The 24,476-nt window shown below is 69.4% G+C and carries 22 protein-coding genes and 1 tRNA gene; 13 read left to right on the forward strand and 10 right to left on the reverse strand.

Going from position 1 to position 24,476, the window contains the following annotated elements; translation table 11 throughout:
* The first annotated feature begins 346 nt into the window (after positions 1 to 346).
* Both NK718_RS14570 and NK718_RS14575 read left to right on the forward strand, forming a co-directional pair.
* A complete protein-coding gene (locus NK718_RS14570) occupies positions 347 to 1,405 on the forward strand; it encodes a threonine aldolase family protein (RefSeq protein WP_254743666.1) in 1,059 nt (352 codons plus the stop codon).
* A 79-nt stretch (positions 1,406 to 1,484) separates the two neighbouring features.
* Positions 1,485 to 2,504 carry a PepSY domain-containing protein gene (locus NK718_RS14575; RefSeq protein ID WP_254743668.1) on the forward strand — a complete coding sequence of 340 codons (1,020 nt, stop codon included), beginning with the start codon at positions 1,485 to 1,487 and terminating at the stop codon, positions 2,502 to 2,504.
* Positions 2,505 to 2,599: 95 nt separating this feature from the next.
* On the opposite strand, the gene NK718_RS14580 is transcribed toward NK718_RS14575, so the two are convergent.
* The gene (locus NK718_RS14580; RefSeq protein ID WP_254743670.1) at positions 2,600 to 3,082 is read right to left on the reverse strand and encodes an Hsp20 family protein; all 483 of its coding nucleotides are present in this window, start codon (positions 3,080 to 3,082) and stop codon (positions 2,600 to 2,602) included.
* A 243-nt stretch (positions 3,083 to 3,325) separates the two neighbouring features.
* Here NK718_RS14580 and NK718_RS14585 point away from each other — a divergent pair, with 243 nt between their 5' ends.
* A complete protein-coding gene (locus NK718_RS14585) occupies positions 3,326 to 3,661 on the forward strand; it encodes a hypothetical protein (protein ID WP_254743672.1) in 336 nt (111 codons plus the stop codon).
* Between the two features lie 81 nt (positions 3,662 to 3,742).
* Positions 3,743 to 4,723 carry an alpha/beta fold hydrolase gene (locus tag NK718_RS14590; protein WP_254743674.1) on the forward strand — a complete coding sequence of 327 codons (981 nt, stop codon included), beginning with the start codon at positions 3,743 to 3,745 and terminating at the stop codon, positions 4,721 to 4,723.
* On the opposite strand, the gene hisN is transcribed toward NK718_RS14590, so the two are convergent.
* Together hisN and NK718_RS14600 are read right to left on the reverse strand one after the other, a co-directional pair.
* Entirely contained in the window at positions 4,703 to 5,488 is a 786-nt protein-coding gene (gene hisN, locus NK718_RS14595; protein WP_254743675.1) for a histidinol-phosphatase, read from the reverse strand. The two genes, NK718_RS14590 and hisN, sit on opposite strands and share 21 nt — an antisense overlap.
* Positions 5,489 to 5,844: 356 nt before the next feature.
* Positions 5,845 to 6,729 carry an N-formylglutamate amidohydrolase gene (locus tag NK718_RS14600; RefSeq protein WP_254743677.1) on the reverse strand — a complete coding sequence of 295 codons (885 nt, stop codon included), beginning with the start codon at positions 6,727 to 6,729 and terminating at the stop codon, positions 5,845 to 5,847.
* 162 nt (positions 6,730 to 6,891) lie between these two features.
* Here NK718_RS14600 and cpdR point away from each other — a divergent pair, with 162 nt between their 5' ends.
* Together cpdR and NK718_RS14610 are read left to right on the forward strand one after the other, a co-directional pair.
* Positions 6,892 to 7,257: a cell cycle two-component system response regulator CpdR gene (cpdR, locus tag NK718_RS14605; protein ID WP_254743811.1), complete on the forward strand. Its 366-nt coding sequence runs from the start codon at positions 6,892 to 6,894 to the stop codon at positions 7,255 to 7,257.
* 124 nt (positions 7,258 to 7,381) lie between these two features.
* A tRNA-Val gene (locus NK718_RS14610) sits at positions 7,382 to 7,456 on the forward strand.
* Positions 7,457 to 7,514: 58 nt separating this feature from the next.
* On the opposite strand, the gene NK718_RS14615 is transcribed toward NK718_RS14610, so the two are convergent.
* From NK718_RS14615 to NK718_RS14625, 3 genes are all read right to left on the reverse strand, one after another.
* Positions 7,515 to 8,759 (reverse strand): MFS transporter, encoded by a 1,245-nt coding sequence (locus NK718_RS14615; protein WP_254743679.1) that lies wholly within the window; start codon positions 8,757 to 8,759, stop codon positions 7,515 to 7,517.
* Positions 8,760 to 8,835: 76 nt separating this feature from the next.
* Positions 8,836 to 10,221: a hypothetical protein gene (locus tag NK718_RS14620; RefSeq protein ID WP_254743681.1), complete on the reverse strand. Its 1,386-nt coding sequence runs from the start codon at positions 10,219 to 10,221 to the stop codon at positions 8,836 to 8,838.
* Positions 10,222 to 10,311: 90 nt separating this feature from the next.
* Positions 10,312 to 12,585: a Wzz/FepE/Etk N-terminal domain-containing protein gene (locus NK718_RS14625; protein ID WP_254743683.1), complete on the reverse strand. Its 2,274-nt coding sequence runs from the start codon at positions 12,583 to 12,585 to the stop codon at positions 10,312 to 10,314.
* A gap of 311 nt (positions 12,586 to 12,896) precedes the next feature.
* On the opposite strand from NK718_RS14625, the gene NK718_RS14630 reads away from it, so the two are divergent.
* The 3 genes from NK718_RS14630 (at position 12,897) to NK718_RS14640 (ending at position 16,344) form a co-directional block, all read left to right on the forward strand.
* Complete coding sequence (locus NK718_RS14630; protein ID WP_254743685.1) at positions 12,897 to 13,346, forward strand: hypothetical protein; 450 nt, start codon at positions 12,897 to 12,899, stop codon at positions 13,344 to 13,346.
* Between the two features lie 727 nt (positions 13,347 to 14,073).
* Positions 14,074 to 15,978 (forward strand): family 16 glycosylhydrolase, encoded by a 1,905-nt coding sequence (locus NK718_RS14635; protein ID WP_254743687.1) that lies wholly within the window; start codon positions 14,074 to 14,076, stop codon positions 15,976 to 15,978.
* 153 nt (positions 15,979 to 16,131) lie between these two features.
* Positions 16,132 to 16,344, forward strand: a complete 213-nt coding sequence (locus tag NK718_RS14640) for a hypothetical protein (protein ID WP_254743689.1) — start codon at positions 16,132 to 16,134, stop codon at positions 16,342 to 16,344.
* A 13-nt stretch (positions 16,345 to 16,357) separates the two neighbouring features.
* Here NK718_RS14640 and NK718_RS14645 read toward each other — a convergent pair whose 3' ends face one another.
* The 3 genes from NK718_RS14645 to NK718_RS14655 all read right to left on the reverse strand — a co-directional run bounded on the left by NK718_RS14645 (position 16,358) and on the right by NK718_RS14655 (position 18,623).
* Positions 16,358 to 16,759, reverse strand: coding sequence for a GtrA family protein (locus tag NK718_RS14645; RefSeq protein ID WP_254743691.1), 402 nt, complete (start codon positions 16,757 to 16,759; stop codon positions 16,358 to 16,360).
* Positions 16,756 to 17,835 carry a glycosyltransferase gene (locus NK718_RS14650; RefSeq protein WP_254743693.1) on the reverse strand — a complete coding sequence of 360 codons (1,080 nt, stop codon included), beginning with the start codon at positions 17,833 to 17,835 and terminating at the stop codon, positions 16,756 to 16,758. Before NK718_RS14650 ends, NK718_RS14645 begins: the two co-directional genes overlap by 4 nt.
* 134 nt (positions 17,836 to 17,969) lie before the next feature.
* Positions 17,970 to 18,623: a sugar transferase gene (locus NK718_RS14655; RefSeq protein WP_254743813.1), complete on the reverse strand. Its 654-nt coding sequence runs from the start codon at positions 18,621 to 18,623 to the stop codon at positions 17,970 to 17,972.
* Between the two features lie 421 nt (positions 18,624 to 19,044).
* On the opposite strand from NK718_RS14655, the gene cysD reads away from it, so the two are divergent.
* The 3 genes from cysD (at position 19,045) to cysQ (ending at position 22,751) form a co-directional block, all read left to right on the forward strand.
* Positions 19,045 to 19,950 (forward strand): sulfate adenylyltransferase subunit CysD, encoded by a 906-nt coding sequence (cysD, locus tag NK718_RS14660; protein ID WP_254743695.1) that lies wholly within the window; start codon positions 19,045 to 19,047, stop codon positions 19,948 to 19,950.
* On the forward strand, positions 19,950 to 21,851 hold the full coding sequence (gene cysN / locus NK718_RS14665) for a sulfate adenylyltransferase subunit CysN (RefSeq protein WP_254743697.1): 1,902 nt from the start codon (positions 19,950 to 19,952) through the stop codon (positions 21,849 to 21,851). Before cysD ends, cysN begins: the two co-directional genes overlap by 1 nt.
* Positions 21,852 to 21,929: 78 nt before the next feature.
* Positions 21,930 to 22,751 carry a 3'(2'),5'-bisphosphate nucleotidase CysQ gene (gene cysQ, locus NK718_RS14670; protein WP_254743699.1) on the forward strand — a complete coding sequence of 274 codons (822 nt, stop codon included), beginning with the start codon at positions 21,930 to 21,932 and terminating at the stop codon, positions 22,749 to 22,751.
* Here cysQ and NK718_RS14675 read toward each other — a convergent pair.
* Positions 22,743 to 23,720 (reverse strand): sulfotransferase family protein, encoded by a 978-nt coding sequence (locus NK718_RS14675; RefSeq protein WP_254743701.1) that lies wholly within the window; start codon positions 23,718 to 23,720, stop codon positions 22,743 to 22,745. The two genes, cysQ and NK718_RS14675, sit on opposite strands and share 9 nt — an antisense overlap.
* A 248-nt stretch (positions 23,721 to 23,968) precedes the next feature.
* Here NK718_RS14675 and NK718_RS14680 point away from each other — a divergent pair, with 248 nt between their 5' ends.
* The gene (locus NK718_RS14680) at positions 23,969 to 24,418 is read left to right on the forward strand and encodes an RrF2 family transcriptional regulator (RefSeq protein WP_254743703.1); all 450 of its coding nucleotides are present in this window, start codon (positions 23,969 to 23,971) and stop codon (positions 24,416 to 24,418) included.
* Positions 24,419 to 24,476: the final 58 nt, after the last annotated feature.

Raw genomic sequence — 24,476 nt, forward strand, 5'->3', positions numbered from 1 at the left:
GGCCGAGAGGCCCCGCTTCCCCGCATTCGCAATCGAGCCGTTCCTGCGCAAGACGCCTGTCCGTGACTGGTGGGTGTGACCCGGCAATTGGGACAGCATGACTGTCCTAATGCGGGCGGACATTGCCAGATTTCCGAAGGCCGCACAAGAGGCGAATCCGGCTCTCCGTGAAACATTCTGGCGTAACGTGCCCAGGCTCGCGCAATGAATGGAAACTCGGCCGACTCCCCACGGACCTATCGTGACCCACCGGGCCGCAGGGCAATCGGAAAGCCCCGGCGGCTTGAATTCGGGCGCGCGGCGTGCTGTTTCCCTTCGTCCCCGCACGCCGAACATGGAATCTCCGATGAATTTCGCCAGCGACAACGTCCTCGGCGCCAGCCCGAAGGTGCTCCAGGCCTTGCTCGACGCCAACGAAGGCTCGGAGCCGGCCTACGGCGTCGACGCCCACACTCGTCGCGCGGAGGAGATGCTGGCGGAGGCGTTCGAGCACGAGGTCGTCGTGTTCCTCGTGGCGACCGGAACCGGCGCCAACGCGCTGGCGCTCTCCGCCCTGACGCCGCCCTGGGGCGCGGTGTTCTGTCACGCCGAGAGCCACGTGCTCGACGACGAGTGCGGCGCGCCGGAAATGTTCACCGACGGCGCGAAGCTCGTCGGCATCGAGGGGGCCGGCGGCAAGTTCACGCCCGAGGGGCTCGCTGCCGCGCTGGAGCGCTATCCGCGCGGCGTGGTGAAGGCGGTGCAGCCTTCGGCTGTGTCGGTGTCGCAGGTCACCGAGGCCGGGACGCTCTATTCGCTGGCGGAACTGGACGCCATCTTTGCGGTCGCCAAGCCCGCCGGGCTGCGCGTCCACCTCGATGGCGCGCGTTTCGCCAACGCCATGGTGGCGCTGGGCTGCAGCGCCGCCGAGATGAGCTGGAAGCGCGGCGTCGACGTGGTGTCCTTCGGGGCCACCAAGAACGGATGCCTCGCCTGCGAGGCCGTGGTGTTCTTCGACAAGGCGCTGGCCGAGAACTTCCAGTACCGCCGCAAGCGCTCGGGGCACACGGTGTCGAAGGGGCGGCTCCTCGGCGCGCAGATGGTCGGCTATCTCTCGGACGGGCACTGGATCGACAATGCGCGCCACGCCAACCGCATGGCCGCGACGCTGGCCGAGGGGCTCGCCGCAGCGCCGGGCGTGCGGCTCGCCTGGCCGACCCAGGCAAACGAGGTGTTCGCGGTGCTGCCTCCGGCGGCCGACCGTGCGCTCAAGGCGGCCGGGTTCCGCGGCGCGCCGTGGTCGAGCGGCAGCCTGCCGCCCGGCTTCACCATCGGGCCGGACGAGGTCTTCCTGCGCTTCGTCACCTCGTTCGCGACCCGACCCGAGCATGTCGCGGGGCTGGTCGAGGCGGTCCGCGCCGCCTGAGGGCGCGTCGCACGGACGCCGTATTCGGCGCTTAACGATGCGGTAACGGTCCCGACCGGTCCGACTGCCGGAGCATCGCATGCGATTTCCCCTGGTCCCGCGTCGCCGCGACGCGGGCGTCGCCCTCTATCTCCTTCTCGCCGCCGGCTGCGCCGGGGCGGCGTCGCCGGCTTCCGCCGGCCCGCTCGACCCGTTTTTCCCGTCCGGCGGACCCTTCGGCCCGGGCGCGGTCGTGCTCGAGCCGCGCGGACGGCTCTCTCCGCCCCAGATCGTCGACATCGTCTACGCGCGCTACGGCGCGGCGCGGGTGATGACGGTGCGCAACAGGGGCGGGATCTACGAGGTCGACGCGATCGACAGGCGCGGTCGTCGCGTGCGCTACACGCTCGACTCCCTCGACGGCGAGTTGCTGGAGCGCGAGATGGTGGGGGCCTACGAGGCCCCCGTGCCGATGCCGCCCGCGCCGGTGCCGAACGTGAGCGGCCCGCGCGCCGGCGGACCGATCTACGGCGAGCCGCCGCCCTTCGCCTCGCGCGGAGCTGTGACCCCGCGGGCGGACGTGCCGCCCCCCGACCTGCCGCCTCCGCCGACCGCGCAGCAACGGCGCGAGCGCCAGGCTTCCAGGCCGGACGCGGCCGCTCCGCCGCCAACCCTGGCGCCCGTCCCCGGCGCGACGCAGCCGCCGCCCGCCATCCCGCAGGGGCCGCAGGCGCGGCCTGTCGAGTCGAAGCCGCTGCCGCCCCCCGCCACCGCGTCGCGGACACCGCCGGCCGAGCCGGCCGAAAGCGCCGCGCCGGCAAAGCCGATCCCTGTGCCCGTCCCCACGCCGCCGAGCGCGGCCGTCGAGCCGAGCGCGCGCAAGCCGGTCGCCCGGCCGGCGGAGCCACAGGCCGCGCCCAGCCCGCCGCCCGTGGTCAAGCAGGCGGCCCCCGCCACCCGCATCCCCGAGCCGCTGATCGACCCCAAGACGGGCGAGAAGATGAGCGAGAAGAGCGGCGAGAAGGGCGGCGTCACCGCGTCCGTCCCCGTCGCTCCGCTCGACGACATCAAGCGTCCGGTCCGGGAGACGCCGCCGGTGCCCCCGGCGGTGCTCGACTGACACGCCGCGCCGCGCATGAAAAAAGGGGACGTGGTGGCGTCCCCTTCCTCGTCAGAGCCGATGGCGTCCGGTCGTCCCGGACGCCGGGCGCGCCCTCAGGCGGCCTTGGGATGGCTGTCGTTGGCGACCCCGCTCTCGATCACCTTGGCCTGGGTCGAGGCGTTGATCGGGATCAGTCGGGGCTTCTTGGCCTCCGGGATCTCGCGGGTGAGGTCGATGTGGAGCAGGCCGTTCTCGAGGCTAGCGCCCGTCACCTGAACGTGGTCGGCCAGCTGGAAGCGCCGCTCGAAGCTGCGCGCCGCGATGCCCTGGTAGAGAACTTCGGCCTTGGGCTCGGAAGCGGTCTTTCGCTCGCCACGCACGGCGAGGGCGTTCTCCTTGACCTCGATCGACAGGTCGGCATCGGTGAACCCGGCCACCGCGATCGAGATGCGGTAGGAATTCTCGCCGGTGCGCTCGATGTTGTAGGGCGGGTAGGCGTTGCCGCCCTCCGGCGCGCTCATCTGGTCGAGCATGGAAAACACGCGGTCGAAACCGATGGTCGACCGATACAGGGGGGAAAGATCGTACTGACGCATGGCATATCCTCCTTGAAGCGACATGCGGGCCGGCCCGCCGTCATGGCCGGGCCGTTCCATCTCGCGCAGCCGTGTTGGCCTGCGCTGGACCGGATGTAGGAAGGGCGTTTTCGGCGTTCAAGACCCCCTCGCCGGGCCCGCCGCCGCGATGAACGGCGGATGAACGCCCGCTTCCAATTCCGTTCAGGGACCGGCTGGCACAACAGCGAGGCTCGCCCGCAACGGGCCCGGAACACACACCCGATGCCGACCCCTTCCGCCCGCTTCGCCGCGTTACTCGCGGCGGCCCTGTTCATGCTCGCTTCGCCACTGGGACGGCCCAACGCCGCCCATGCCGAGGAGGCGCGGACGCTCCGTCCGACGCTGGACGCCAAGGCCGTCGAAGCGGTGCTCGGCCGCCAGGGGTTCCGGGAGATCGCGCCGCCGCGCCGGCGCGGCGCGATGTGGGTGACGCGCGCCAGCGCGCCGGACGGCCGGCGTATGCTCGCCGCGGTGGACGCGGGGACGGGCGAAATCGCCGGCCTCACGCCGGTCGACGGGCCGCCCGTGCCGCCGGTCGCCGCGAACGTCCGCTTCTGAGGCGACGAACCTCAGGCACAGCGGCTCTGGCAAAGCGGGGCGACGCGGCTACACTGCGGTCCCGCCTTTCGAGACCATCGCGTGGACCTCGTCGCCACCCCCGGACTGCCGATCCCCTCCAACGCCGTCGTGACCGACGTGGCCAGCGCCGGCGGCGTCAGGCTGCGTGTCGCACGCTGGCGACCGACCGCCCGACGGCAGCTCGGCACCGTCGTCGTGATGCAGGGGCGCGCCGAGTTCATCGAGAAATATTTCGAGGTGATCGCCGAGCTGCGCCGGCGCGGCTTCGCCGTGGCAGCCTTCGACTGGCGCGGGCAGGGCGGGTCCGACCGGCTGCTGACCAACGCGCGCAAAGGCCATGTCGACGATTTCGAGGACTACGCGCGCGACCTCGACGCGGTGATGGAGGCGGTGGTCCGGCGGCACTGCCCCCCGCCCTATTTCGCGCTGGCGCACTCGATGGGAGCGGCGGTGCTGATTCGCGCCCTCCGTCGCGACCCGGAACTGTTCGCCCGTTCCGTGCTGACATCTCCGATGGTCGGCATCGCTCGCCTGCGGCGGCCGCGCGCCGCCAGGCTGCTGGCCGCCACGCTGGACGTGCTCGGCTTGGGCGGGTCGTTCATCCCGGGAGGGGGCGAGACGTCCATCTCCACCCATCCTTTTGCGGGCAATCCGCTGACGCGCGATCCGGCGCGCTACGCGCGCAACGGCGCGGTGATCGAGGCCGCCCCGCATCTGGGCCTCGGCGCGCCGACCATCGGATGGGTGCATGCCGCGTTCCGGGTGGTGCGGGAGTTCAATGACCCGAACTACCCGTTGCAGGTGGCGGCGCCGATGCTGGTGCTGCTGCCGGCGCAGGACCGGGTGACGCTGAGCCCCGCCGCGGAGCGCTTCGGGGCGCGGCTCAAGGCGGGCAAGACGCTCGTCTTCCCCGGCGCGGAGCATGAAATCCTGATGGAGCGGGACGAGGTGCGCTCGCTGGTCTGGGCGGCGTTCGACGCCTTCATCCCCGGCAGCGAGGCCGCGGCCCGCCGCGAGGACTCAGCGGTTGAGCAGCTCTAGCGCCTTCTCGTGCAGCCTTTTGTCGCCTGCGGCGACGATCGAGCCGCCCTTGGCGGCCGGCTCGCCGGTCCACGTCGTCACCACGCCGCCCGCGCCCTCGATGATCGGCACCAGCGCGACGATGTCGTAGGGCTTCAGGTCGGTCTCGATGACGAGGTCCATGAGCCCGGCGGCGAGCATGCAATAGGCGTAGCAGTCGCACCCGAAGCGGGCGAGGCGCGTCTCGCGCTCGACGCGCTCGAACGCCTCCAGCTTCTCGCCGCGGAACATGCGCGGCGACGTACACGACAGAATGGCCTTGTCCAGCGAGTCGCACGGGCGCGTGCGCAGCTCGCGCTGCCCGCTCTGGCCCCGCCAGGTGGCGCTGCCGCCATCGCCGGTGAAGCGCTCGCGCGTGAAGGGCTGGTGCATCATGCCGAAGCAGGGATCGCCGTTGCGCAGGAGGCCGATCAGCGTGCCCCACATCGGCAGGCCCGAGATGAAGGCCTTGGTGCCGTCGATCGGGTCGAGCACCCAGACAAACTCGGCTTCCGTCCGCTCGTCGCCGTATTCCTCGCCAATGATGCCGTGCGACGGAAAGGTGCGCCGGATCATCTGGCGCATGGCCGCCTCGCCGGCCCGGTCGGCCTCGGTAACGGGGTCGAAAGGCGCGCCGGCCTGGCTCTTGTCGGCCGCCGCGATCGCGGTGCGGAAGAAGGGGAGGATCGCCGTCCCCGACACAGAGGCGAGGTCGTCCACGAAGGCGCCGAAATCAACAGCCGTCATTCATATCGTCCCGTGCTCGAACTGGCGGCAGGCATAAATCACGTCGGCGCGAAGGGAAACCGGAAAGCGCGGCTTTTCACCCGAAGCGCCGACAATCCGCTTCGCCAAGCCCAAGCCCGGCAAGTTGCATGAGGGGATTGCGCGCGGCGCATGGCCGAATCGGCCCCAGCCCCGTTGAGGGGCACGGTGGCGATTGGCCCTCCGGAACGTCTCGGCCGAACGGCCTTGCATTCCGGGCCTGGGGTTCCCATCTCCGCCGTGCGGCGCGCCAGGCGCGTCGCGAGCCCTCCTTGGGCGTTTCCTCCCTTGACTTGGCCGCCGGCTCGCGCCGGGCGGCCATTTCTTTTTCGGGCCGGCTATTCCGCCGCGAGGCGGCCGCCGCCAGCCAATGACAGGGCTTCGCCAGCCAGGACGTCGGCGACGGCCATCATGTCGGCGGCGACGCTGTCGAATCCCGCCGTCCGCTCCAGCCGCCGCTCGTCCATATAGAGGCCCCGGTTGATCTCGATCTGCAGGGCGTGGCAGCCGTTCGCGGGGTGGCCGTAATGCTCGGTGATGAAGCCGCCCGCGTAGGGCTTGTTGCGCGTCACGCTGTAGCCGCGCGAGCGCAGCACGTGATCGACCGCGTCGGCGAACAGGCCGCTGGCGCTGGTGCCGTAGCGGTCGCCGATCACGAAGTCCGCCTTCGACTGGTCGTCGCGCTGCCCCTGGGTGGACGGCATCGAGTGGCAATCGACGAGCAGCGCGACGCCGAACTGGCGCTGCGTGCGCTGGATCAGGCGCTGCAGCGCGCGGTGATAGGGCTTGTAGAGCGCCTCGATGCGCTCCAGCGCGGCGTCGACCGGCAGGCGGCGCGCATAGATCTCCTGCGAGTCGCCCACGACTCGGGCGATGGTGCCGAGCCCCCCGGCGACGCGCAGCGAGCGCGTGTTGGCGAAGGGCGGCAGCCGTCCCTCGAACATGCGCGGGTCGAGCTCGTAGGGCTCGCGGTTCACGTCGAGATAGGCGCGGGGAAAGTGGGCGCGCATCAGCGGCGCGCCGCGCGCCACCACGCCGGCGAAGATCTCGTCGACCAGGAAGTCCTCGGAGCGTCGCAGCGTCAGGGCGTCGAGCCGCGAGGCCGTCAGGAAACTGCGCGGATAGACCCGCCCGGAATGGGGCGAGTTGAAAATGACCGGCGCCTCGTGAAAGGCCGGCTCGCGGGTCTCGAAAGGCGGATCGAACTCGTCGGGAAACGGCATTCCGGCGGTGACCTTCGGGTTGGGCGTCGAGTGTGCCTTCGGGGCGTCGCGCTGTCCACGGCTCGTCCTCGTTAACGCGCCATTGTCCCTTTCACGCCTTTTTTACTCCCGCGGGTGCATCACATGTTCCAGTGAGTGGAGTTCCCCATGGTGCCTGAACCGATGACGTCAACCCGCATCCTGCTGGCCGAGGACGACAACGACATGCGTCGCTTCCTCGTGAAGGCGCTCGAGAACGCAGGCTACCAGGTTTCCTCCTACGACAACGGCCTGTCAGCCTATCATCGGCTGCGCGAGGAGCCGTTCGAGCTTCTGCTGACCGACATCGTGATGCCGGAGATGGACGGCATCGAACTGGCCCGCAAGGCGACCGAACTCGACCCCGACATCAAGGTGATGTTCATCACCGGTTTCGCGGCGGTGGCGCTGAACCCCGACTCGCAGGCCCCCAAGGACGCGAAGGTGCTCTCCAAGCCCTTCCATCTGCGCGACCTCGTGAACGAGGTGCAGAAGCTGCTCGCCGCCTGAACGGCCGACGACAGATCGACCTTTCGCCGCGCGCGAGACGCGGCTTGCCATGCCAGCGGGGAGCCGCTATATCCCCCGCACGCCGCTTCGGAGCCGCTTCGGCGGGCTCCCGGACGGGACGGATGGGCGATTAGCTCAGCGGGAGAGCACACCCTTGACATGGGTGGGGTCACAGGTTCAATCCCTGTATCGCCCACCATCCGTCCCCCTGGCGGGCACGTTGTGCGTCCCGCTTTTTTCCTTACGGATCAGTGGTTTCAAGCCGCAGCGGCTCGCCGCGACGGGCGTGTCAGCAGCCATGTCATCACCGCGACGTTGACGAGATTCCAGGCGATGCCGTTGAGGAAGGCGGCGCGGTAGGAGCCCGTCAGGTCGAAAATGGCGCCCGACACCCAGCCGCCCAGCGCCATGCCGAACAGCGTCGACATCAGCACCACGCCGACCCGCGCCCCGGCCTCGGCCGGCGGGAAATACTCGCGCACGATGATGGCGTACATCGGCACGATGCCGCCCTGGAAGAGACCGAACAGGGCCGAGACGACGTAGAGCGAGGTCAGCCCGTCGGCCAACAGGTAGAGCAGCAGCGCCACGCCTTGCAGGGCCGAGCCGGCGAGCAGCGTCACGACGCCGCCGAACCGGTCCGCCACGAAGCCGGAGCCGACGCGGCTGACGATGCCGAACGCCATCATCAGCGACAGCATCTCCGCGCCGCGCGCCACGCCGTAGCCGAGGTCGCCGCAATAGGCGACGATGTGAACCTGCGGCATCGACATGGCGACGCAGCACGACAGCCCCGCCACGAACAGCAGCGCCTGCAGCGCGGCGGGCGACAGTCCGTCGATCGAGCGGCGTCCGGCCTCACGCGCCGCCGAGGCGGCGTCGTGGCGCGGTGGGCGCCGGCGCAGGGCGAAGGCGAGCGGCAGCATGACGGCGACGCAAAAGGCGCCGATGCCCAGATGCGTCGCGCGCCAGCCGGAGGTCTCGATGAAATGCTGCACCACCGGCGGCCAGAACGTGCCCGCGAGGTAGTTGCCGGCGGCGCAGATCGCCACCGCGATGCCGCGCCGCCGGACGAACCAGTGCGACACGTCCGCGATCAGCGGCCCGAACGTCGCCGCGCTTCCGAGCGCGCCGATCAACAGGCCCTGCGCCAGGGCGAATTGAAGCAGGCTGCCGGAGGCGGCGGCCAGCGCGTATCCGAGACCGAGGGCGACAACGCCGGCGATGACGGTGGCCATCGTGCCGAATCGGTCGGCGACGCGGCCCATCAGCACGCCGCCGAAGGCCACGCCGAGCATGGTGAGCGTGAAGGGCAGGGCCGCGCCGGCGCGGTCCGCGCCGAATTCGGCCTGCACCGCCGGCAGCGCCACTACCACCGACCACATGCCGACGCCGCCCACCGTGCTGAGCAGCAGGGCGACGCCCAGACGCAGCCAGGCGTAGCGCGAATCGGAAAGGACTTCGGAAGCGGCCGAGGAGTGTGCTGGAAGAGAGGACGGCAAGGGCGGGGCGCTCGGGTGTGACTGCGCGCCAGCCTAGACCATCGCGGTGAAATGCCGACTCGCTTTTTGCGCGTCGCTACTTGGCGGGAACCGCCTGCCAGGTTCGGCGAGCCGCCGGAAGGCGCAACCCGACGGCGAGCCCGATCCAGCCGGCGGCCCAGACCCATGCGAAGGTCCGCACCATGAATTCCGAGTGGATCGTGGAGTGGTTGCGGAACAACAGATGCCAGCCCAGCACCACCGCCACAGAGGCGAGCAGGAAGCCGATGCGCAGCCGCGCCACGGCGGTCTCCTCCGACGGCGGCGCCGACGCCACGCGCCACAGCCCCCAGGCGAAGGCCAGCGCCGCCGCCAGCCCGCTGAGCAGCCCCAGCGTCAGGGAGCCCTGGCCGATATGGTCAGCCCGCCCCGCCATGTGGAGCACAAGGTTGACGAGCCCGTATTCACGGTCGCCGACACGCACTTCGAGCTGGTGCATGAAATTGGCCAGTACGTTCTCGCCGAACACCGCGCTCGCGACAGCGATCTTCAGCGCGAAGGTGAGGGCGATGGTCGCGCCCGCCACGAACAGGAACTCCAGGGCGCGCCGGGCCGCGCGCGGCGCGTCGTCCGGCGTCGCGACGTGCAGGCCGATCAGCCCCACGCCGGCGGCGGCCGCGAAGGGGATCTGCCCGGTCCAGAATTCCAGCGAGGTGATGAGCGCGAAAGCGAGGCTGACCCACGCGCCGAAACGGACCGTGGACCAGTCCAGCACGCGGCCGAACAGCAGCATGGCCAGCAGCGCGAACACCACGGGCTCGGCGAGGCCGATGGAGAGGTTCATGGAGTAGAACTCCATGCCGAAGAATCCCAGCAGCACCAGCGAAAGGATGCAGCCCGCCGCCATCCGCAGCCGCGCGGCCTCCTCCGATGGAGGCAGGCGCGAGAGACTCAGCGCGGCGGCGAGGCCGATCAGCGCCACGGCCGCGTAGTTGAGGAGCTCCAGCGCGCGCCGCAGGCCGGCGACGCCGAGCACCGGCGCGAGCGCGGCGACCGGAGCGACGAAGGCGCTGACATAGCGGTGGTAGGGCCAGCTGCGGAACTCGGAGACGCGGCCCTCGACGACGTAGCGGTAGAGCATCTCGCAGGTGTTGGAGTCGAGCGCGCGGTCGTCGATGGCTTCCACCGGCGCGGGGGTGATCGTCTTCAGCAGGCGAGGCTGCGAATCGTTGGCCGCCATGGTGAGGATCAGGCAGTCGTTGTAGGTCAGCGAGCCGTTACGCCGGTCCGGCGTGTCAGTCGTCTGGCGGGGCAGGTCGCCGGCCGCGAAGGCCTGGGCGATCTGGCCGCGCAGCGCGGCGGTCGAGCCGCCGAATGCGGCATAGCCGCCCGCGTAGACGACGCTGAGCGTCAAGGCCGACATCAGCAGCGCCAGCAGCGCGAGCGCCGGGGTGCGGGACAGGAACGCGCGGATCAGCTTCATCGTGTCTCTTCCACTCCGGACGGAGGCGAGCGCGCCGCCGCGCCCGAGTGGTCGGCACGGCGGCGGGCGGGGATACGGTGGCGGCGGCCCTCAGGTCGGGCCGTAGCCGTAGCGCTCCCATTTGCGGGTCTGATAGTAGAGCCCGCCGGCGCCCTCCAGCGTGCGATAGGTGGAGAAATCCACCTTGTTCAGCACGAAGCCGACGATCTTCGGGTGGACCATCTCCGCCCGCGACACGGCGCGCGACAGCACGCCTTCCGGCGTCTTGGCCCACTCGACCACGAGCACGAACTCGTCGATCAGGCGCGCGGCGGCGCGGACGTCGACGATCGGCGCCAGCGGCGGCAGGTCGAGGATCACGTAATCGAAGTCGCGCCGCGCCTGGCGCAGCATCTCGGCCATCGGCACCGACGAGATGACCTCGTTGGTGTGCGCAATCGAGGTGCGGCTCACGGCCGGCAGGAAGCTGAGCGTCGTGGTGGCGTCGCGCCAGGCGACCTCGCCGATGCTGGCGCGGCGGGTCAGCACTTCGAGCAGGCCGCCCTGGGCGTTCGGCGTCAGGCGCTCGGTGAGCGAGGTGGTGCGCAGGTCGGCGTCGATCAGCAGCACGCGGCTGCCGGTCTGGGCGATCAGCAGCGCCAAATTGGCCGCCACCGTCGTCTTGCCTTCGCCGGGCAGGGCGGAAATGACGCCGACGACCTGGCAACCGTCGGGCCCCTTGCTGGCCATCGAGATCTTCACCGAGCGCAGCGTCTCGGTGAACTGCGAGAATGGAGCGGTGAGCACGTAGCCGGAGGTCTGGTCCGCGGCCGCGAACAGCCGGTTGGCGTCGTCGCCGCCGCCGTGCGGCGCAGGCAGGCTGGCGAGGTCCAGCGCCGGCAAAATGCCGAGGCACTCGACACCGAGCAGCTTCTCGGCCTGGGCGGAGGTGCGCACCACCGTGTCCAGCTTCTCGCGGGCGAACGCTGCCGCCATGCCGAGGAACGCCCCGCCGAACATCGCGCCGAGCAGCACGATGGTCGTCTTCGGCCAGCTCTTGTCACGAGGCGGCAAAGCCTCGCTGATGACGCGCGCCTCGGTGATGGGAGAGGACTGCTGCTGCACGGCGCCGACGTAGCGCTGCATGTAAACGTCCAGCAGCGAGCGGTACGTGGCGGACGAGGCCTCCAGCTCGCGCAGCTTGATCTGCGCCTGGCGCGAGCCGGCGGCGTCCTGGTACATCTTGTCGAGCTGCCCGCGCAGGGCCTCCTCACGGCCGCGGGCGATCTCCCACTCGCTGCGATAGACCTGCCCGATGCGACGCAGCTCGTCCTGCATCGCCTTCTTCAGCTGCGCCATCTCGTTGCGCAGCGCGACGGCGGCCTGGTGGTTCGCGCCGTAGCGCGACGACCATTCCGCTTCGCGGCGAACGTCGTCGTCGTACTGCTGCTGCAGCTTGGTGATGACATCGTTGCGCAGAACTTCCGGCAAGGCGGCTTCCTGCATGCCGTTCTTGTTCAACTCGTCGATGCGGTCGACCTTGGCGCGGGCCGCGGCGGCGTCCGACTTCGCGATGGCGAGCTGCGCGCTGAGGTCGGCGATCTGCTGATCGGCCAGCACCTTGCCGCCGGCGTCGACGATGTTGTTCTCGGTCTTGAAGGCCTCGACCGCGCGGTCGGCGGCGGTGGACTGGGCGCGCAGTTCGCGAATGCGGTCCTCGAGCCAGGACGACGCCTTGCGCATCGTGTCGGCGCGGAAGGTCAGCTTGTCGTCGATATAGGCGTTGGCGATCGCGTTGGCGATCTGGGCCGACTTCCGCGCGCTCTCGGACGTGAAGGCGATCGAGGCGACGAAGCTGACGCCCACCCGGCGCACCTTGAGGTTGGTGTCGAACGTGTCGAGCGCCGCGAGCAGTTCGGGGCTGTCTCCGGGCTCGTGGGGCTCCATCAGGCCGAGCAGGCTCTTGACCCCGTTTTTGATCTGGCGCCACAGGCCCGGGCCGGAGCCGATGAACTCCTCGTCCTCGGTGAGCTTGAGCTGTTCAACGACGGCGCGCGCAATGCGCTCGGAACGGATCGTCTCGACCTGGCTTTCGACCAGTCCGGCGTCGACCAGACCCTCGGACTGCGGCATCTCGTTGGTGGGCTGCACCACTTGCACGCGGCGCGAGTCGAGAATGACCGACGCCTCGGCGGTATATTTCGGCGTGGCGAACAGAAGATAGGCGACGCCGAGCGCGAGCGAGGCGGCGATCACCATCCCGATCAGCCATTTCTGCCGGAGCAGGAGCTGAACGAGTCCGGACAGATCGAACTCGACGCCGCTCTCGTCCGGCCGTGTCTCCACGGGGCGGTTCAGGATCGATCGGTCGACGATATTATGCATGTCTCGCCCTGCTGGAGTTGCGGCGTGGATGTCGCCCCGTCCCGGCGATGCCGGGCGACGGTGCGGACGAAAAAGCCGCCGTGAGGCGACGAGCGCGCCCCGGACCCACAACGGTCAAGACGCCCGCCGCGTTCCGTCGGGTTTCGGATTCCCTGTCGCGCCAGGGCGCGGGCCCGCCAGCGGCGGGGAGGTGCGGCCGGCACTCGAACGAGTCCCGGGGCTCGCGCGTTCCCGAACCGCACGACTTCATGGCCGACCTTCGCGCCCGCGGGGTGCGGACTCGGCCGACGGGGCGGAATGTGGGGACTAAAGTGGAGCCTCTGTACGCGGACTGGACCGTCGTCGCTCACGCCCTCACGCAAGGCGAGCTTGGGCACGCCCTGCTGATGCCTGCCTTGCTGCTGCCGGCCGCCGTGGCGGTGCTTCTCGGGGCAGCTCCCGTCGCGCGGATCGCCGTCGCGGTGTCTCTTATCCTTATCGCCGGCTTCGGCTGGAAACTGGCCGAAGCGCCGGACCCCCAGACCGGCGCGGCGCTCGCCGTGGCCATCGCGTCCCTGCTGGCGAGCTGGCTGCAGTTGCGCATCGCCCGTCAGCGGCGCGCGCTGCGCCAGCTCGACGAGCTGCGCGCGGAGGTCGCGGAGTTGCTGGCCGCCCAGGAACGGGAACTTCACGCCGCGATGCGGATTCCCCGTCCGATCCGCTCTCCCGGCCCGGCTGATTCGGTCGAGTCGCTCGACTCGAGCCATGCTGTGACCGCATAGGCCGGCGATATAAACGCATAGCTGGAAGTTGTCTGCCGTCGCCCTACGACCTGACAGGCCGTTGCTGCGCTTATGGCAGGCGGATCAACTTTCCTTCGGACGGGAGGCAGGCTCCGTTCCTTCGCGGACTCGCCGGTTGCGCTCTGTGGTTGATGAAATTTCATCAAATAATAAGCCAATATTCATCAAGAAACGGTCTTTCCCGCACTCCTGCGCAGACCCCGCCGCCGACTATCTCGCTCCCCGGATTTCGACAGGTGTCTCCTGCGTTTAGCGGCAGGCCTGACCTTGGCGGCTCAAAGAGCATCTAAGTAGAAGCTCTGCTGGCGTGAGGCAAATGCGCAACGGCATGGGCATTCTGCAACACGTCGATTTTCACGTTTGATCAATTGAGTGAGCTCAATCGAGGTCACTTACGCAGTTCGACTGGTCGACATCCAGGCTCATCCTCCCTAATCCTGTTGGCGCTCGCACCGGGCGCAAATCTCACGGCAGTAGCTGGCAACAACAGTGCTCGACAGGGCAGGTGCGCCTTGAGCCGATTCACGCGAATAGAGGGGCCGATATGGGCTTTCGAACAGGATCTATTATCTTCCAGGACGATTTTGCGCGGGCCGACGTCCTTAATCCGGGCGCCGAGCCGACATGGCTCACCACCTTTCCCGGCGGCGGCCGCGTGCTGCCGCAGCTCGGCGAAAAGCAAATCTTCCTCGACGATAACAAGACCATGTTCGGCAGCACCGCGGTGCCGATCGATCCGTTCGCGATCGGCGACGGCGTCCTGAACATCCAGGCCAAGCCGACGCCGTCCACCTGGCTCAGCACGCTGTCCGACCACCCCTACACGTCGGGGATGATCAACACCGGCGCGGGCGCGTTCGATTTCAAGTACGGCTATGTCGAGGTGCGGGCTCAGATCCCGGCCGGCACGGGCCTGCTGCCGACCTTCTACATGGTCCGCGCCGACAAGGCGCAGCTCGGCGAGATCGACCTGTTCGAGATCCTCGGCAACAAGACGAACTACCTGAACTCGACGGTGCACTATTCGACCAACGGCACCGGCATCACCGACATCGCCAAGGTGGTGCGCACCACCGTGGGAACCGACCTGTCGAAGGGCTACCACAACTACGGCGTCGACTGGAACGAGCAGAAGATCACCTTCTATCTCGACGGCGTCGCCATGGGCAGCATCGCCACGCCGGAGTCGCTGAAGGCCCCGATGTTCATCATCGGCCACATCGGCGTCGGCGGCACCTGGACGGGTAACCCGGACGGCAGCACGCCGTGGCCCGCGAACATGAAGGTCGACTACGTCAAGGTCTACCAGGATGGCGCTCTCCTGAACCCGGTGAGCAAAACGGGCGGCGCGGGCTCGGAATCGATGTCCGGCAACGACGGCAACGACGTGCTGCGCGGCGCCGACGGCAACGACACGGTGCTCGGCGCGCGCGGCAACGACTCCATCGACGGCGGCGCCGGCGCGGATCGCCTGATGGGCGGCATGGGCGCCGACACCCTGCTAGGTGGCGGCGGGGCCGACACGCTCGAGGGCGGGCGCGGCAACGACGTCTACCTCATCCATGAGACGGGCGACGTGATCAACGATCTCGGCGTGACCGATTTCGACACGGTCGAGACCACGCTGGCGTCGTTTTCGGCGATCAGCACCATCGAGGGGCTCACCTACAAGGGCACGGGCGCGTTCAAGGGGACGGGCGCGGGCAACAACAACGTCATCACCGGTGCCGGCGGGGCGGACACGCTGCTCGGCGGCGCCGGACACGACACGCTGTACGGTAACGCCGGCTCCGACAAGCTCAACGGCGGCGTCGGCAACGACGCGCTCTACAGCGGCACCGGCAACGACACGCTGCTCGGCGATAGCGGGGCGGACCTGTTCGTGCTGACGCCGCGCGACGGCGCCGGGTCGACGCTCGTCGCCGACTTCCAGCGCGGCACGGACAAGCTGAACGTGGCAGGACTCGGCTTCACTGACTTCAGCGACGTGACCGCGCATTCCTCGATGAACGGGCAGGGCAACCTCGTGCTGTCGAAGAACGGCGAAAGCGTCGTGCTGCAGGGGTTGAAGACGGGCCAGCTCACCTCCGGCGACTTCGTGTGGAGCAGCGATCCCGCGCCGAGCTCGTCCACCACATCGCCCACGCCTTCGACGTCCACGGACACGGGCTCGACCAGCGACTCCGGCCTCAATCTGGTCGGCACCAGCGGGGCAAACCTGCTCAACGGCGGCTCGGCCGGCGACAGCCTCACCGGCTGCGACGGCGCCGACACGCTGAACGGCGCGGGCGGCGACGACTGGATGAACGGCGGCGCGGGAGCTGACCGGCTCAACCCGGGCACCGGCCACGACACGCTGATCGGCAACGCCGGCGTCGACGTGTTCGTGTTCTCCTCCGCCAGCATCGCGTCGCGGTCGGAGGTGATGGACTTCGCCGCCGGTACGGACCGGTTGTCGGTGGGAGGGCTCGGGCTGCACAGCATGACCGACGTCACCGCGAACGCCGTCAACAACGCGCAGGGATATGCGCAGATCACGGCCGGCAACGAGACCATCGTGCTGCACGGCGTGAAAGTCGCCGACCTGCACGCGGCGGACTTCATCTTCTGAACGAACCATAAAGCGAAGGCCAAGCTTCGGCTCCGTCGAGCCGAAGCTTGGCCGTTTCCTTTTCATGGGACCTTTACGTAAGTAGAAATCGTGTGCTCGCGTCTTGCGCGTCTTCTGGTATAAATTTGCCGGAACGCCGCCCCGGGGCCAGCCATGATCAGCGCCGAACAGTCCCTCCCTAAGCTCTCGGTCGCCGACATCCCGGCCGTCCGGCTCGCGCCGGCGCGCCCAGGTCCGGAGCCGATCGCCGACGGGGGGCCGGACGAGCCGCAGACGGGGCGCGACCGCGCCATCAAGGCCGTTCTGGTCGGGGCCAGCACGGGCCTCGTGGCGCTCGCGGGCGTGCTCGCCGCCCGGCTGTTCTGAACAGGACGGCGCCTCAGCGGGCGCGGAACACGATCCGGTCGAGGCCCACGAAGGTCACCGCCATCGCCACCGCCGAGCCGGCCGCCAGGGCCAGCAGAGGCGAGGCGCTGAGGCCCGAGGCCAGCACCCCCGCATAAACCGCGTAGTTCACCAGGCTTGAGATCGCGCCCAGGCTGAGATAGTGGGCGAATTCGCGCGACGTTCCTCGTCCGGACAGGCCGAAGGTGATCCGACGGTTGAGCTGCCACGTCACCGTCAGCGCGAACAGTATGGACGCCAGCCGCGCCGGCAGCGGATCGAGGCCGGCCGCCACCAGCACGCTCAACACGCCGGCATCGGCCAGGAATCCCGTGCCGCCGACGCCCACGAAGCGGGCCAGCCGCGACAGGAGGCGCGGCGCGCCGGCGCGGTTCACTTCGGTTCCGGCCCGCGCGCGTCCGCGCCGACGGCGGGCATGCTCAAATACAGGATGCGCTTCTGCTCGCGCCGCGAGAAGGCGAGCGAGTCCAGGATGAGCCCGCAGGTCGCCAGCAGCGCGGCGATGATCATCAGGCCGGTCGCGAGGATCGCGGTCGGGAAGCGCGGCACCAGCCCCGTGGCGAGGTAGGTCTGCACCAGCGGCGCTGCGAGGATGATCGCGACCAGCGCGGTGAGGCCGGCCAGCGCTCCGTAGAACGTCACCGGGCTCGTCTCCTTGAGCAGGAAGAGGAAGGTGCGAAGGATGCGGAAGCCGTCGCGGTAGGTCTTGAGCTTGCTCGGCGCGCCTTCGAGCCGGCGTCCGTAGGGCAGCGATACTTCCAGGGTAGGAATGCGCAACTGGCTGGCGTGGACGGACATCTCGGTTTCGATCTCGAAGCCGGCGGACAGCGCCGGGAAACTCTTCACGAAACGGCGTGACATCACCCGATATCCCGAGAAGATGTCGCTGAAGTCGAAGCCGAACATCCCGCCATAGAGGACGTTGAACAGGCGGTTGCCGAAGGCGTGCCCGGCCCGGCCGGCGTCGTCGGTGACGCCGCTGCGCGTGCCGACCACCATGTCGACGCGCTCATCGATCAGCGTGCGCACCAGCATCGGCGCGGCGGACGCGTCGTAGGTGCCGTCGCCGTCGGCCATCACGTAGACGTCCGCGTCGACGTCGGCGAACATGCGGCGCACGACGTTGCCCTTGCCGCGGCGCGGCTCGCCGAACACGGCCGCGCCGGCCCGCTCGGCCACCGCGCGCGTGCCGTCCGTCGAGCCGTTGTCGAACACGTAGAGCCGCGCGTGCGGCAGCGCGGCGCGGAAGTCGGCGATCACCGAGGCGATCGACTTCTCCTCGTTGAAGCAGGGCAGCACCACCGCCACCGAAAGCCGCTCCGGGAGGCCCGAACCCGAGGGGAACGTCGCTGCGGGGACGGCGGACGCGGCCCGCGCGGCGGCGCGGGCGGGCGCCTCGGCGGGCAAGGCTGGGGTTTGGCCGAAAGCGGGGCTGGCCGCCGTGCTGGTCATGGGCTCTCCTCGAACGATGGGGCGAGAAGCGCTCGCCATTCTGCCAAAACGGGCGCTCCGCGAAGACCGCGGCGCAGCCACCCGGCACGGTCAACGCCGCGCAGCGTCCGCGGGTTGCGGACCGGGCGGAGGCGTCACAGGCCGGAGCCGCCCAGGAACTCGGTGACGAAGGTGCGCCAGAGGATGCGCAGGTCGAGGCCGACGGACATTCGGTCGATATAGGCGAGGTCGCAGGCGATGCGGCGGCGCGCGTGGACCGGGTCGGTGGTCGGGCCGCGATAGCCGCGCACCTGGGCGAGGCCGGTGATGCCGGGGCGCACGCGATGGCGCTGAAAATAGGCCGGCACCAGCTCTTCATAGAGCATTCCGCCGGCCAGCATGCCGGGGACGTGCGGCCGCGGGCCGACCAGAGACATGTCGCCGGTCAGCACGTTGAAGAGCTGCGGCAACTCGTCGAGGCTGGTGCGGCGCAGGAACCTGCCGATCCGCGTGACGCGCGGATCGCCAGAGACAGTCTGCACGCGGCCCGTCGGGTCCTGGACGTCGCTGCGCATGCTGCGGAACTTGAAGATCATGAACAGCCGGTTGTCCTTGCCGTAGCGCGGCTGGCGGAACAGCGCCGGGCCCGGCGAGGTGAGGCGCACGGCGGCTGCGATGGCCAGCAGGAGCGGCGACAGCGCCAGCGTCAGCAGGAGGGCGCCCGCGAAGTCCAGCCCGCGCTTGAGCGCGAGCGTCAGGCGCTTGCGCCTGTACCAGTCGGCGTAGAGGCGCGGCCACTCTTCCGGCATCGGCTGGTAGGGTCGCGACGGAAACAGGGTGACGCCCAACAGGTCCAGCGCCTCTCGCGGGTTGCTTGGGGGTGGCCCGTGCAGGGCGGTCCCCGGTAAGTCCATTCCCAGCTCGCCTGCCTGGCCCGGACCCGATTCGACGGGGCTTCGACGCAATGAACGCTCCCTCGGCTCAATAACGATGCGTGGCGCGGGCCTTGGGGCCGCGTTGCAGTTTCGCCTGATGACGATCGTCGGTCGCCGCCGCGCCGCGGCGACACACAGCTAGGAATCCCCGGGAGGGCCGTTCGGTTCCCCGCATCGGCGCGAGACCGGCGCATGCCGCAATGCAGCAATTTACTCGCGTGGCGGGTGGAACGAAGCGGATGGGCAATTTATTGTAGGCAGGATCTTCCCGCTTGGTTCCGAACCCGGATTCCCCATGACAGCATTGCCGCGCCACCTGAAAAGGCTGGAGAACGAGTCGATCCATATCATGCGGGAGGTGGCCGCGGAGTTCCGGAATCCGGTGTTCCTGTATTCCATCGGCAAGGATTCCAGCGTCATGCTGCATCTGGCGCTGAAGGCCTTCCATCCCGCGCCGCCGCCGTTCCCGTTTTTGCACATCGCCTCGACCTGGGATTTCCGGGACATGATCGCCCACCGCGACCGCATGGCGGCCGAGCACGGGTTGCGGCTGATCGTCCACACCAACGAGGAAGCGCTGGCGCGAGGCGTGTCTCCGCTCGTTTCCGACGTGGGCGTCTACACGCGGACCATGCTGACCGAGGCCTTGAAGCAGGCGCTCGACGCGCACGGCTTCGACGCGGCGTTCGGCGGCGGGCGGCGCGACGAGGAAAAGGCGCGCGCCAAGGAGCGCATCTTCTCGTTCCGCTCGGCCAGCCACGGCTGGGATCCCAAGAACCAGCGCCCGGAGCTCTGGAACACCTACAACACCCGCGTCGCCAAGGGCGAGACCATCCGCGTCTTCCCGCTGTCCAATTGGACCGAGGCGGACATCTGGCAATACATCTACCTGGAGGGCGTGCCGATCGTGCCGCTTTACCTTGCCCGGCCGCGTCCGGTGGTCACGCGCGAAGGCGCGATGATCGTGGTCGACGACGAGCGCCTGCCGCTGGCGCCCGGCGAGACGCCGACCAATCGCATGGTGCGGTTTCGGACGCTGGGCTGCTACCCGCTCTCCGCTGCGGTGGAAAGCGATGCGGCCACGCTCGAAGACGTGGTTCTGGAGGCGCTCGCCGCCACCTCATCTGAACGCCAGGGCCGGCTGATCGACCGCGACGAGGCCGCCTCGATGGAAGCCAAGAAGCGCGAGGGATATTTCTGATGAACGCTTCCGCTTCCGTCTCCGCATCGTCGTCATCCCGCCTGCTCTCCGAGCTGCGGGCCCAGGACGGCGTCAGCATGCTGCGCTTCCTCACCTGCGGTTCGGTCGACGACGGCAAGTCGACTCTCATCGGCCGGCTGCTCTACGACACGCGGCGCGTCTTCGCCGACCAGCTCGCCACGCTCGCCAACGACAGCCGGCGCTTCGGCACGACGGGCGACGATCTCGACCTCGCGCTCCTCGTCGATGGCCTGTCGTCGGAGCGCGAGCAGGGCATCACCATCGACGTCGCCTACCGCTTCTTCGCGACGCCGAAGCGCAAGTTCATCGTCGCCGACACGCCCGGCCACGAGCAGTACACGCGCAACATGGCGACCGGCGCCTCCGCCTGCGACCTCGCCATCCTGCTGGTCGACGCGCGCAAGGGCGTGGTGACGCAGACGCGCCGCCACGCCGCCATTGCGTCGCTGCTCGGCATCCGCCACGTCGTGCTGGCCGTCAACAAGATGGACCTCGTCGACTACGACGAGCGGACATTCCGCGACATCACGGCGAGTTTCGAGCGTTTTGCGGGGCGGCTGGGCTTCACCAATGTGGCCGCCATCCCGATTTCGGCGCGCGACGGCGACAACGTCGCCCGTCCCAGCGCAGCGATGCCCTGGTATCGCGGGACAACCCTGATCGGCCATCTCGAAGAGGTGGAGGTGGAGGCGTCCGCCATCGAGGCGCCGCTGCGCCTGCCCGTGCAGTACGTCAACCGCCCCAACGCCGACTTCCGTGGCTATTGCGGCACGCTGGCCTCCGGCCGGGTACGGCCCGGCGACGAACTCGTGGTCGCGCGGACCGGCCAGGCGAACCGCGTCACCTCCATCGTGACGCGCGACGGCGACCTGCCGGAGGCGCAAGCCGGCGACGCAGTGACGCTGACATTCGAGCGCGAGCTCGACATCGCTCGCGGCGACCTCCTCGTCGACCCCAAGGCGCGGCCGGAAGTGAGCGACCAGTTCGCGGCCAAGCTGATCTGGATGGCCGAGGAGAAGATGACCCCCGGCCGCCAGTACCTCTTCAAGGCGGCGACCCGGACCGTCACCGGCGTGGTGACGCAGCTGAAGCACCGGCTCGACGTCAACACGCTGGAGCACCAGGCGGCGCGCACGCTCGGGCTGAACGAGATTGGCGTGGTCAATGTGAGCCTCGCCGAGCCTCTGGCCTTCGATTCCTACCGGGACAACCGCACGACGGGCGGCTTCATCGTCATCGACCGCTTCACCAACCAGACGGTGGGCGCGGGGATGATCGAGTTCGGCCTGCGCCGGGCGACCAACCTGGCCTGGCAGGCGACGGACGTGACCAAGCAGGCGCGCGCCCTGCAGAACGGCCATCCGCCGGCGGTGCTGTGGTTCACCGGCCTGTCGGCGTCGGGCAAGTCGACCATCGCCAATCTGGTGGAGCGGCAACTTCACGCGCTCGGCTGCCGCACCTACCTGCTCGACGGCGACAATGTCCGCCACGGGCTGAACAAGGATCTCGGCTTCACCGAGGCGGACCGGGTGGAGAACATCCGCCGCGTGGCGGAGGTGGCGAGGCTGTTCGCCGACGCCGGGATGATCGTACTGTGCTCGTTCATCTCGCCGTTCCAGGCCGAGCGGCGCATGGCGCGTGAGCTGGTGCCCGACGGCGAGTTCGTCGAGATCTTCGTCGACACGCCGATCGAGCTGTGCCGGGCGCGCGACCCCAAGGGCCTCTACGCCAAGGCGGACGCCGGCAAGCTCGCCAACTTCACCGGCGTCGACAGCCCCTACGAAGCGCCCGAGACGCCCGAACTGCGCCTCGACACGACGGCCGCCCCGGCGGAGGACCTCGCCGCCCGCGTGGTCGAGTTCGTGATGAACCGGCGCTAGAAGGATGATGGCGCGGCTTTCGCCGCGCCGCCGCCTCCCCCGAAATCAGCATCCGGTCAGACCGGAACGGAGACGCGCGTGCCCGATTTTCGCGACCCTGCCCTTGTCGACGCCCTGGCCGACATCGCCTCGCGCGCCGGCGCGGCGATCATGGGCCATTACGGCGCCTGCGAGGGCCGCGCCAAGGAGGACGGCTCGCCGGTGACGGCGGCGGACGAGGCGGCCGACGCGCTGATCGGCGCCGCCCTGGCCGCCCTGCTGCCGGGCGTGCCCGTGCTGTCGGAGGAGAGCGCGGCGAGTTTCGCCGCCACGGATCTGCGCCGCTTCGTGCTGGTCGATCCGCTCGACGGCACCAAGGAGTTCCTGACCGGCAACGGCGAGTTCACCGTCAACATCGCGGTCATCGAGGACGGCGCGCCTGTGAGCGGCGTGGTCTACGCGCCGGCGCTGGGGCGCATGTGGCTCGCGGGTCGCGACGCCGAGCGCCTGTCCGTCATGCCCGGCGAAGAGGTCGGCCAGGCGCGCGACCGGCGCGCCATCCGCGTTCGCCGCCGCGAAACCGCGCTGGTGGCGGTGGCCAGCCGCTCGCACCGCGACGCGGCGACCGACGCCTGGCTGTCGGGACGGCCCGTCGCGGATACGCGTTCGGCGGGGTCGTCGCTGAAATTCTGTCTGATCGCCGAGGGGGAGGCCGACATCTATCCCCGCCTCGGGCCCACCATGGAATGGGACACGGCGGCCGGCCACGCGGTGGTGACGGCGGCGGGCGGCGTGGTGCTGACGCCCGAAGGCGCTCCGTTCCGCTACGGCAAGGCCGGCGCGGGCTTCCGCAACGGCCCCTTCGTGGCCGCGTCGGACGCCGCGCTGGTGGCCGGCCCGCTTGCCGCCCGCTCAGCCTGAGAGCGAGTAGCCGGCGCGCTCCAGGGTCGCGCCGGCGATGTCGTTGAAACGGCGCTTGCGCGCCTCGGGCCAATCGCGCCAGCGCCCCACCGGGTTGAACGACGCGGACTTCTGCTCTCCCTGCCAGCGCTTCGACAGGTCCGTCTTGCTGGCCGAGGAGCCGCGCACCGGCAAGGCGTGCAGGGCGTCGAAGTCGTAGCGCACGGCGTCGAGCCCGCAATGGGCGAGCAGGTCGCGGACCGTCGCCTCGGTGTCACGCACCAGGTCCTCGTAGCGGACCACCTTGATGTTGGGATGGTGGTTCGGCCCGCCCTCGGCGAAGCTGAGCGCCGCCTCGCAGCCGAGCTGCCACTCGCGCGCCAGCGCCGCGAAGCTCTTGCGCATCGGGCCGCGCGCTCCGAACGTCTTGGCGCTCGACTCCACCACGTCGCGTCCGTCGCGGATGACGAGCAGGGCGATGTCGTCGGGGAACACGGCCGGGAACAGGGAGAGGCCCTGCATGTGGGGGCTCTTCAGCAACAGGCGTTTGTCGGGGTTGCGCTGCTGGAGGGACGCCATCCAGCCCGACGCGAGATAGGCCATCATCTCGTGGCGATGCATCACCTTCGCGTTTTCCTTGAACATGAACTGGAATTCGCGTTGGAGGGCGTCCGCGCCGGGAGCGACGTACAACAGCGGGAACTCCCACAACCGGCCCGGATCGGGCTGCAATTCGGGATGCAGCGCAAGCACGTCCGCGAGGTAGTTTGTGCCGGAGCGCGGCAGCACGCCGTGCACGAACACGGCGCGCCGCGCCTGCGGGCCTCGCACACCGCGCGCCAGTTCGGACAGGGCCTCGGTCAGCTCCGGCGGAACGTCGAACAGGAAGTCCGACATCCGCGCCGTGGGACGGCCGAGAACCCGCAGCGCGTAGCGGGAGAGTTGGTCGAGGCGCGCATAGCCCATAATCTGGCGGATGTCGTCGAGCATCGGGGTCCTTCGCAATCGGGCAAAGCATGGCCGCGCGGCGGCGCGGTCGCTTCCGAAGAAATGCGCGAGACGGCCGAAATGTTGCACTGCAATTGCCGGCGGCGATCCTTTACCGTGCCTCACGAAGGCGCGACCTTCTTCTTGGAAACGGCAACCTTCAGCTTGCGCCGGCGGGAAAGCGGGCCTAAACCGGGCGGCAAGAACCGTCCGGCCATCTGGGACCGGAGCGGTCAGGCAGGACGTCGGACATGATCTCCCAACGGGCGCGCTACGCGCTGAAGGCGCTGTTCAGGCTCTGCCAGAACGCGGGCGACGAGCCTCTGCAAATCCGTGACATCGCCGTGGCGGACTCCATTCCCCAGCCCTTTCTCGAACAGATCCTGCTGGAGCTGAAGCGCGCAGGCCTGGTGGTGAGCCGCCGGGGCAAGGCGGGCGGCTATCGCATCGCCAAGCCGCCGTCGGAGATGAACCTCGCGGCCGTGCTGCGGGTCATTGACGGGCCGGTCGCGCCGCTCCCATGCCTTTCGCGCACGGCCTATCGCCGCTGCGCCGACTGCGCCGACGAGGGCGCCTGCGCTCTGCGCAAGCTGTTCGCCCGCACCTACGACGCCATGCTCGCTGAACTCGAGAAGGCGACGCTCGCCGACCTCGTCGAAGCCGGCGGCGATCTGCCCGACGCCGCCGTCGCCGCCGAGTGATGCAACCCGGCGTGCCCCGACACCGTTAACGTCTTGCTAATGTCGATCTTTTGGGTCA

The organism is Alsobacter ponti (genome assembly GCF_024294805.1).
GTDB classification, from domain to species: Bacteria; Pseudomonadota; Alphaproteobacteria; order Rhizobiales; family Beijerinckiaceae; genus Alsobacter; species Alsobacter ponti.

Excerpts from the sequence above, each read along its gene's own strand:
- hisN (WP_254743675.1), bottom strand. The coding sequence starts at position 5,488 with ATGACGGCTGTTGATTTCGGCGCCTTCGTGGACGACCTCGCCTCTGTG.
- NK718_RS14600 (WP_254743677.1), bottom strand. The coding sequence starts at position 6,729 with ATGCCGTTTCCCGACGAGTTCGATCCGCCTTTCGAGACCCGCGAGCCG.
- NK718_RS14580 (WP_254743670.1), bottom strand. The coding sequence starts at position 3,082 with ATGCGTCAGTACGATCTTTCCCCCCTGTATCGGTCGACCATCGGTTTC.
- NK718_RS14585 (WP_254743672.1), top strand. The coding sequence starts at position 3,326 with ATGCCGACCCCTTCCGCCCGCTTCGCCGCGTTACTCGCGGCGGCCCTG.
- NK718_RS14675 (WP_254743701.1), bottom strand. The coding sequence starts at position 23,720 with ATGCTCGACGACATCCGCCAGATTATGGGCTATGCGCGCCTCGACCAA.
- NK718_RS14650 (WP_254743693.1), bottom strand. The coding sequence starts at position 17,835 with ATGACCAGCACGGCGGCCAGCCCCGCTTTCGGCCAAACCCCAGCCTTG.
- cpdR (WP_254743811.1), top strand. The coding sequence starts at position 6,892 with ATGACGTCAACCCGCATCCTGCTGGCCGAGGACGACAACGACATGCGT.
- NK718_RS14570 (WP_254743666.1), top strand. The coding sequence starts at position 347 with ATGAATTTCGCCAGCGACAACGTCCTCGGCGCCAGCCCGAAGGTGCTC.
- cysN (WP_254743697.1), top strand. The coding sequence starts at position 19,950 with ATGAACGCTTCCGCTTCCGTCTCCGCATCGTCGTCATCCCGCCTGCTC.
- NK718_RS14620 (WP_254743681.1), bottom strand. The coding sequence starts at position 10,221 with ATGAAGCTGATCCGCGCGTTCCTGTCCCGCACCCCGGCGCTCGCGCTG.
- NK718_RS14635 (WP_254743687.1), top strand. The coding sequence starts at position 14,074 with ATGTTCGGCAGCACCGCGGTGCCGATCGATCCGTTCGCGATCGGCGAC.
- NK718_RS14655 (WP_254743813.1), bottom strand. The coding sequence starts at position 18,623 with ATGCCGGAAGAGTGGCCGCGCCTCTACGCCGACTGGTACAGGCGCAAG.
- NK718_RS14640 (WP_254743689.1), top strand. The coding sequence starts at position 16,132 with ATGATCAGCGCCGAACAGTCCCTCCCTAAGCTCTCGGTCGCCGACATC.
- cysD (WP_254743695.1), top strand. The coding sequence starts at position 19,045 with ATGACAGCATTGCCGCGCCACCTGAAAAGGCTGGAGAACGAGTCGATC.
- NK718_RS14575 (WP_254743668.1), top strand. The coding sequence starts at position 1,485 with ATGCGATTTCCCCTGGTCCCGCGTCGCCGCGACGCGGGCGTCGCCCTC.
- NK718_RS14625 (WP_254743683.1), bottom strand. The coding sequence starts at position 12,585 with ATGCATAATATCGTCGACCGATCGATCCTGAACCGCCCCGTGGAGACA.
- NK718_RS14680 (WP_254743703.1), top strand. The coding sequence starts at position 23,969 with ATGATCTCCCAACGGGCGCGCTACGCGCTGAAGGCGCTGTTCAGGCTC.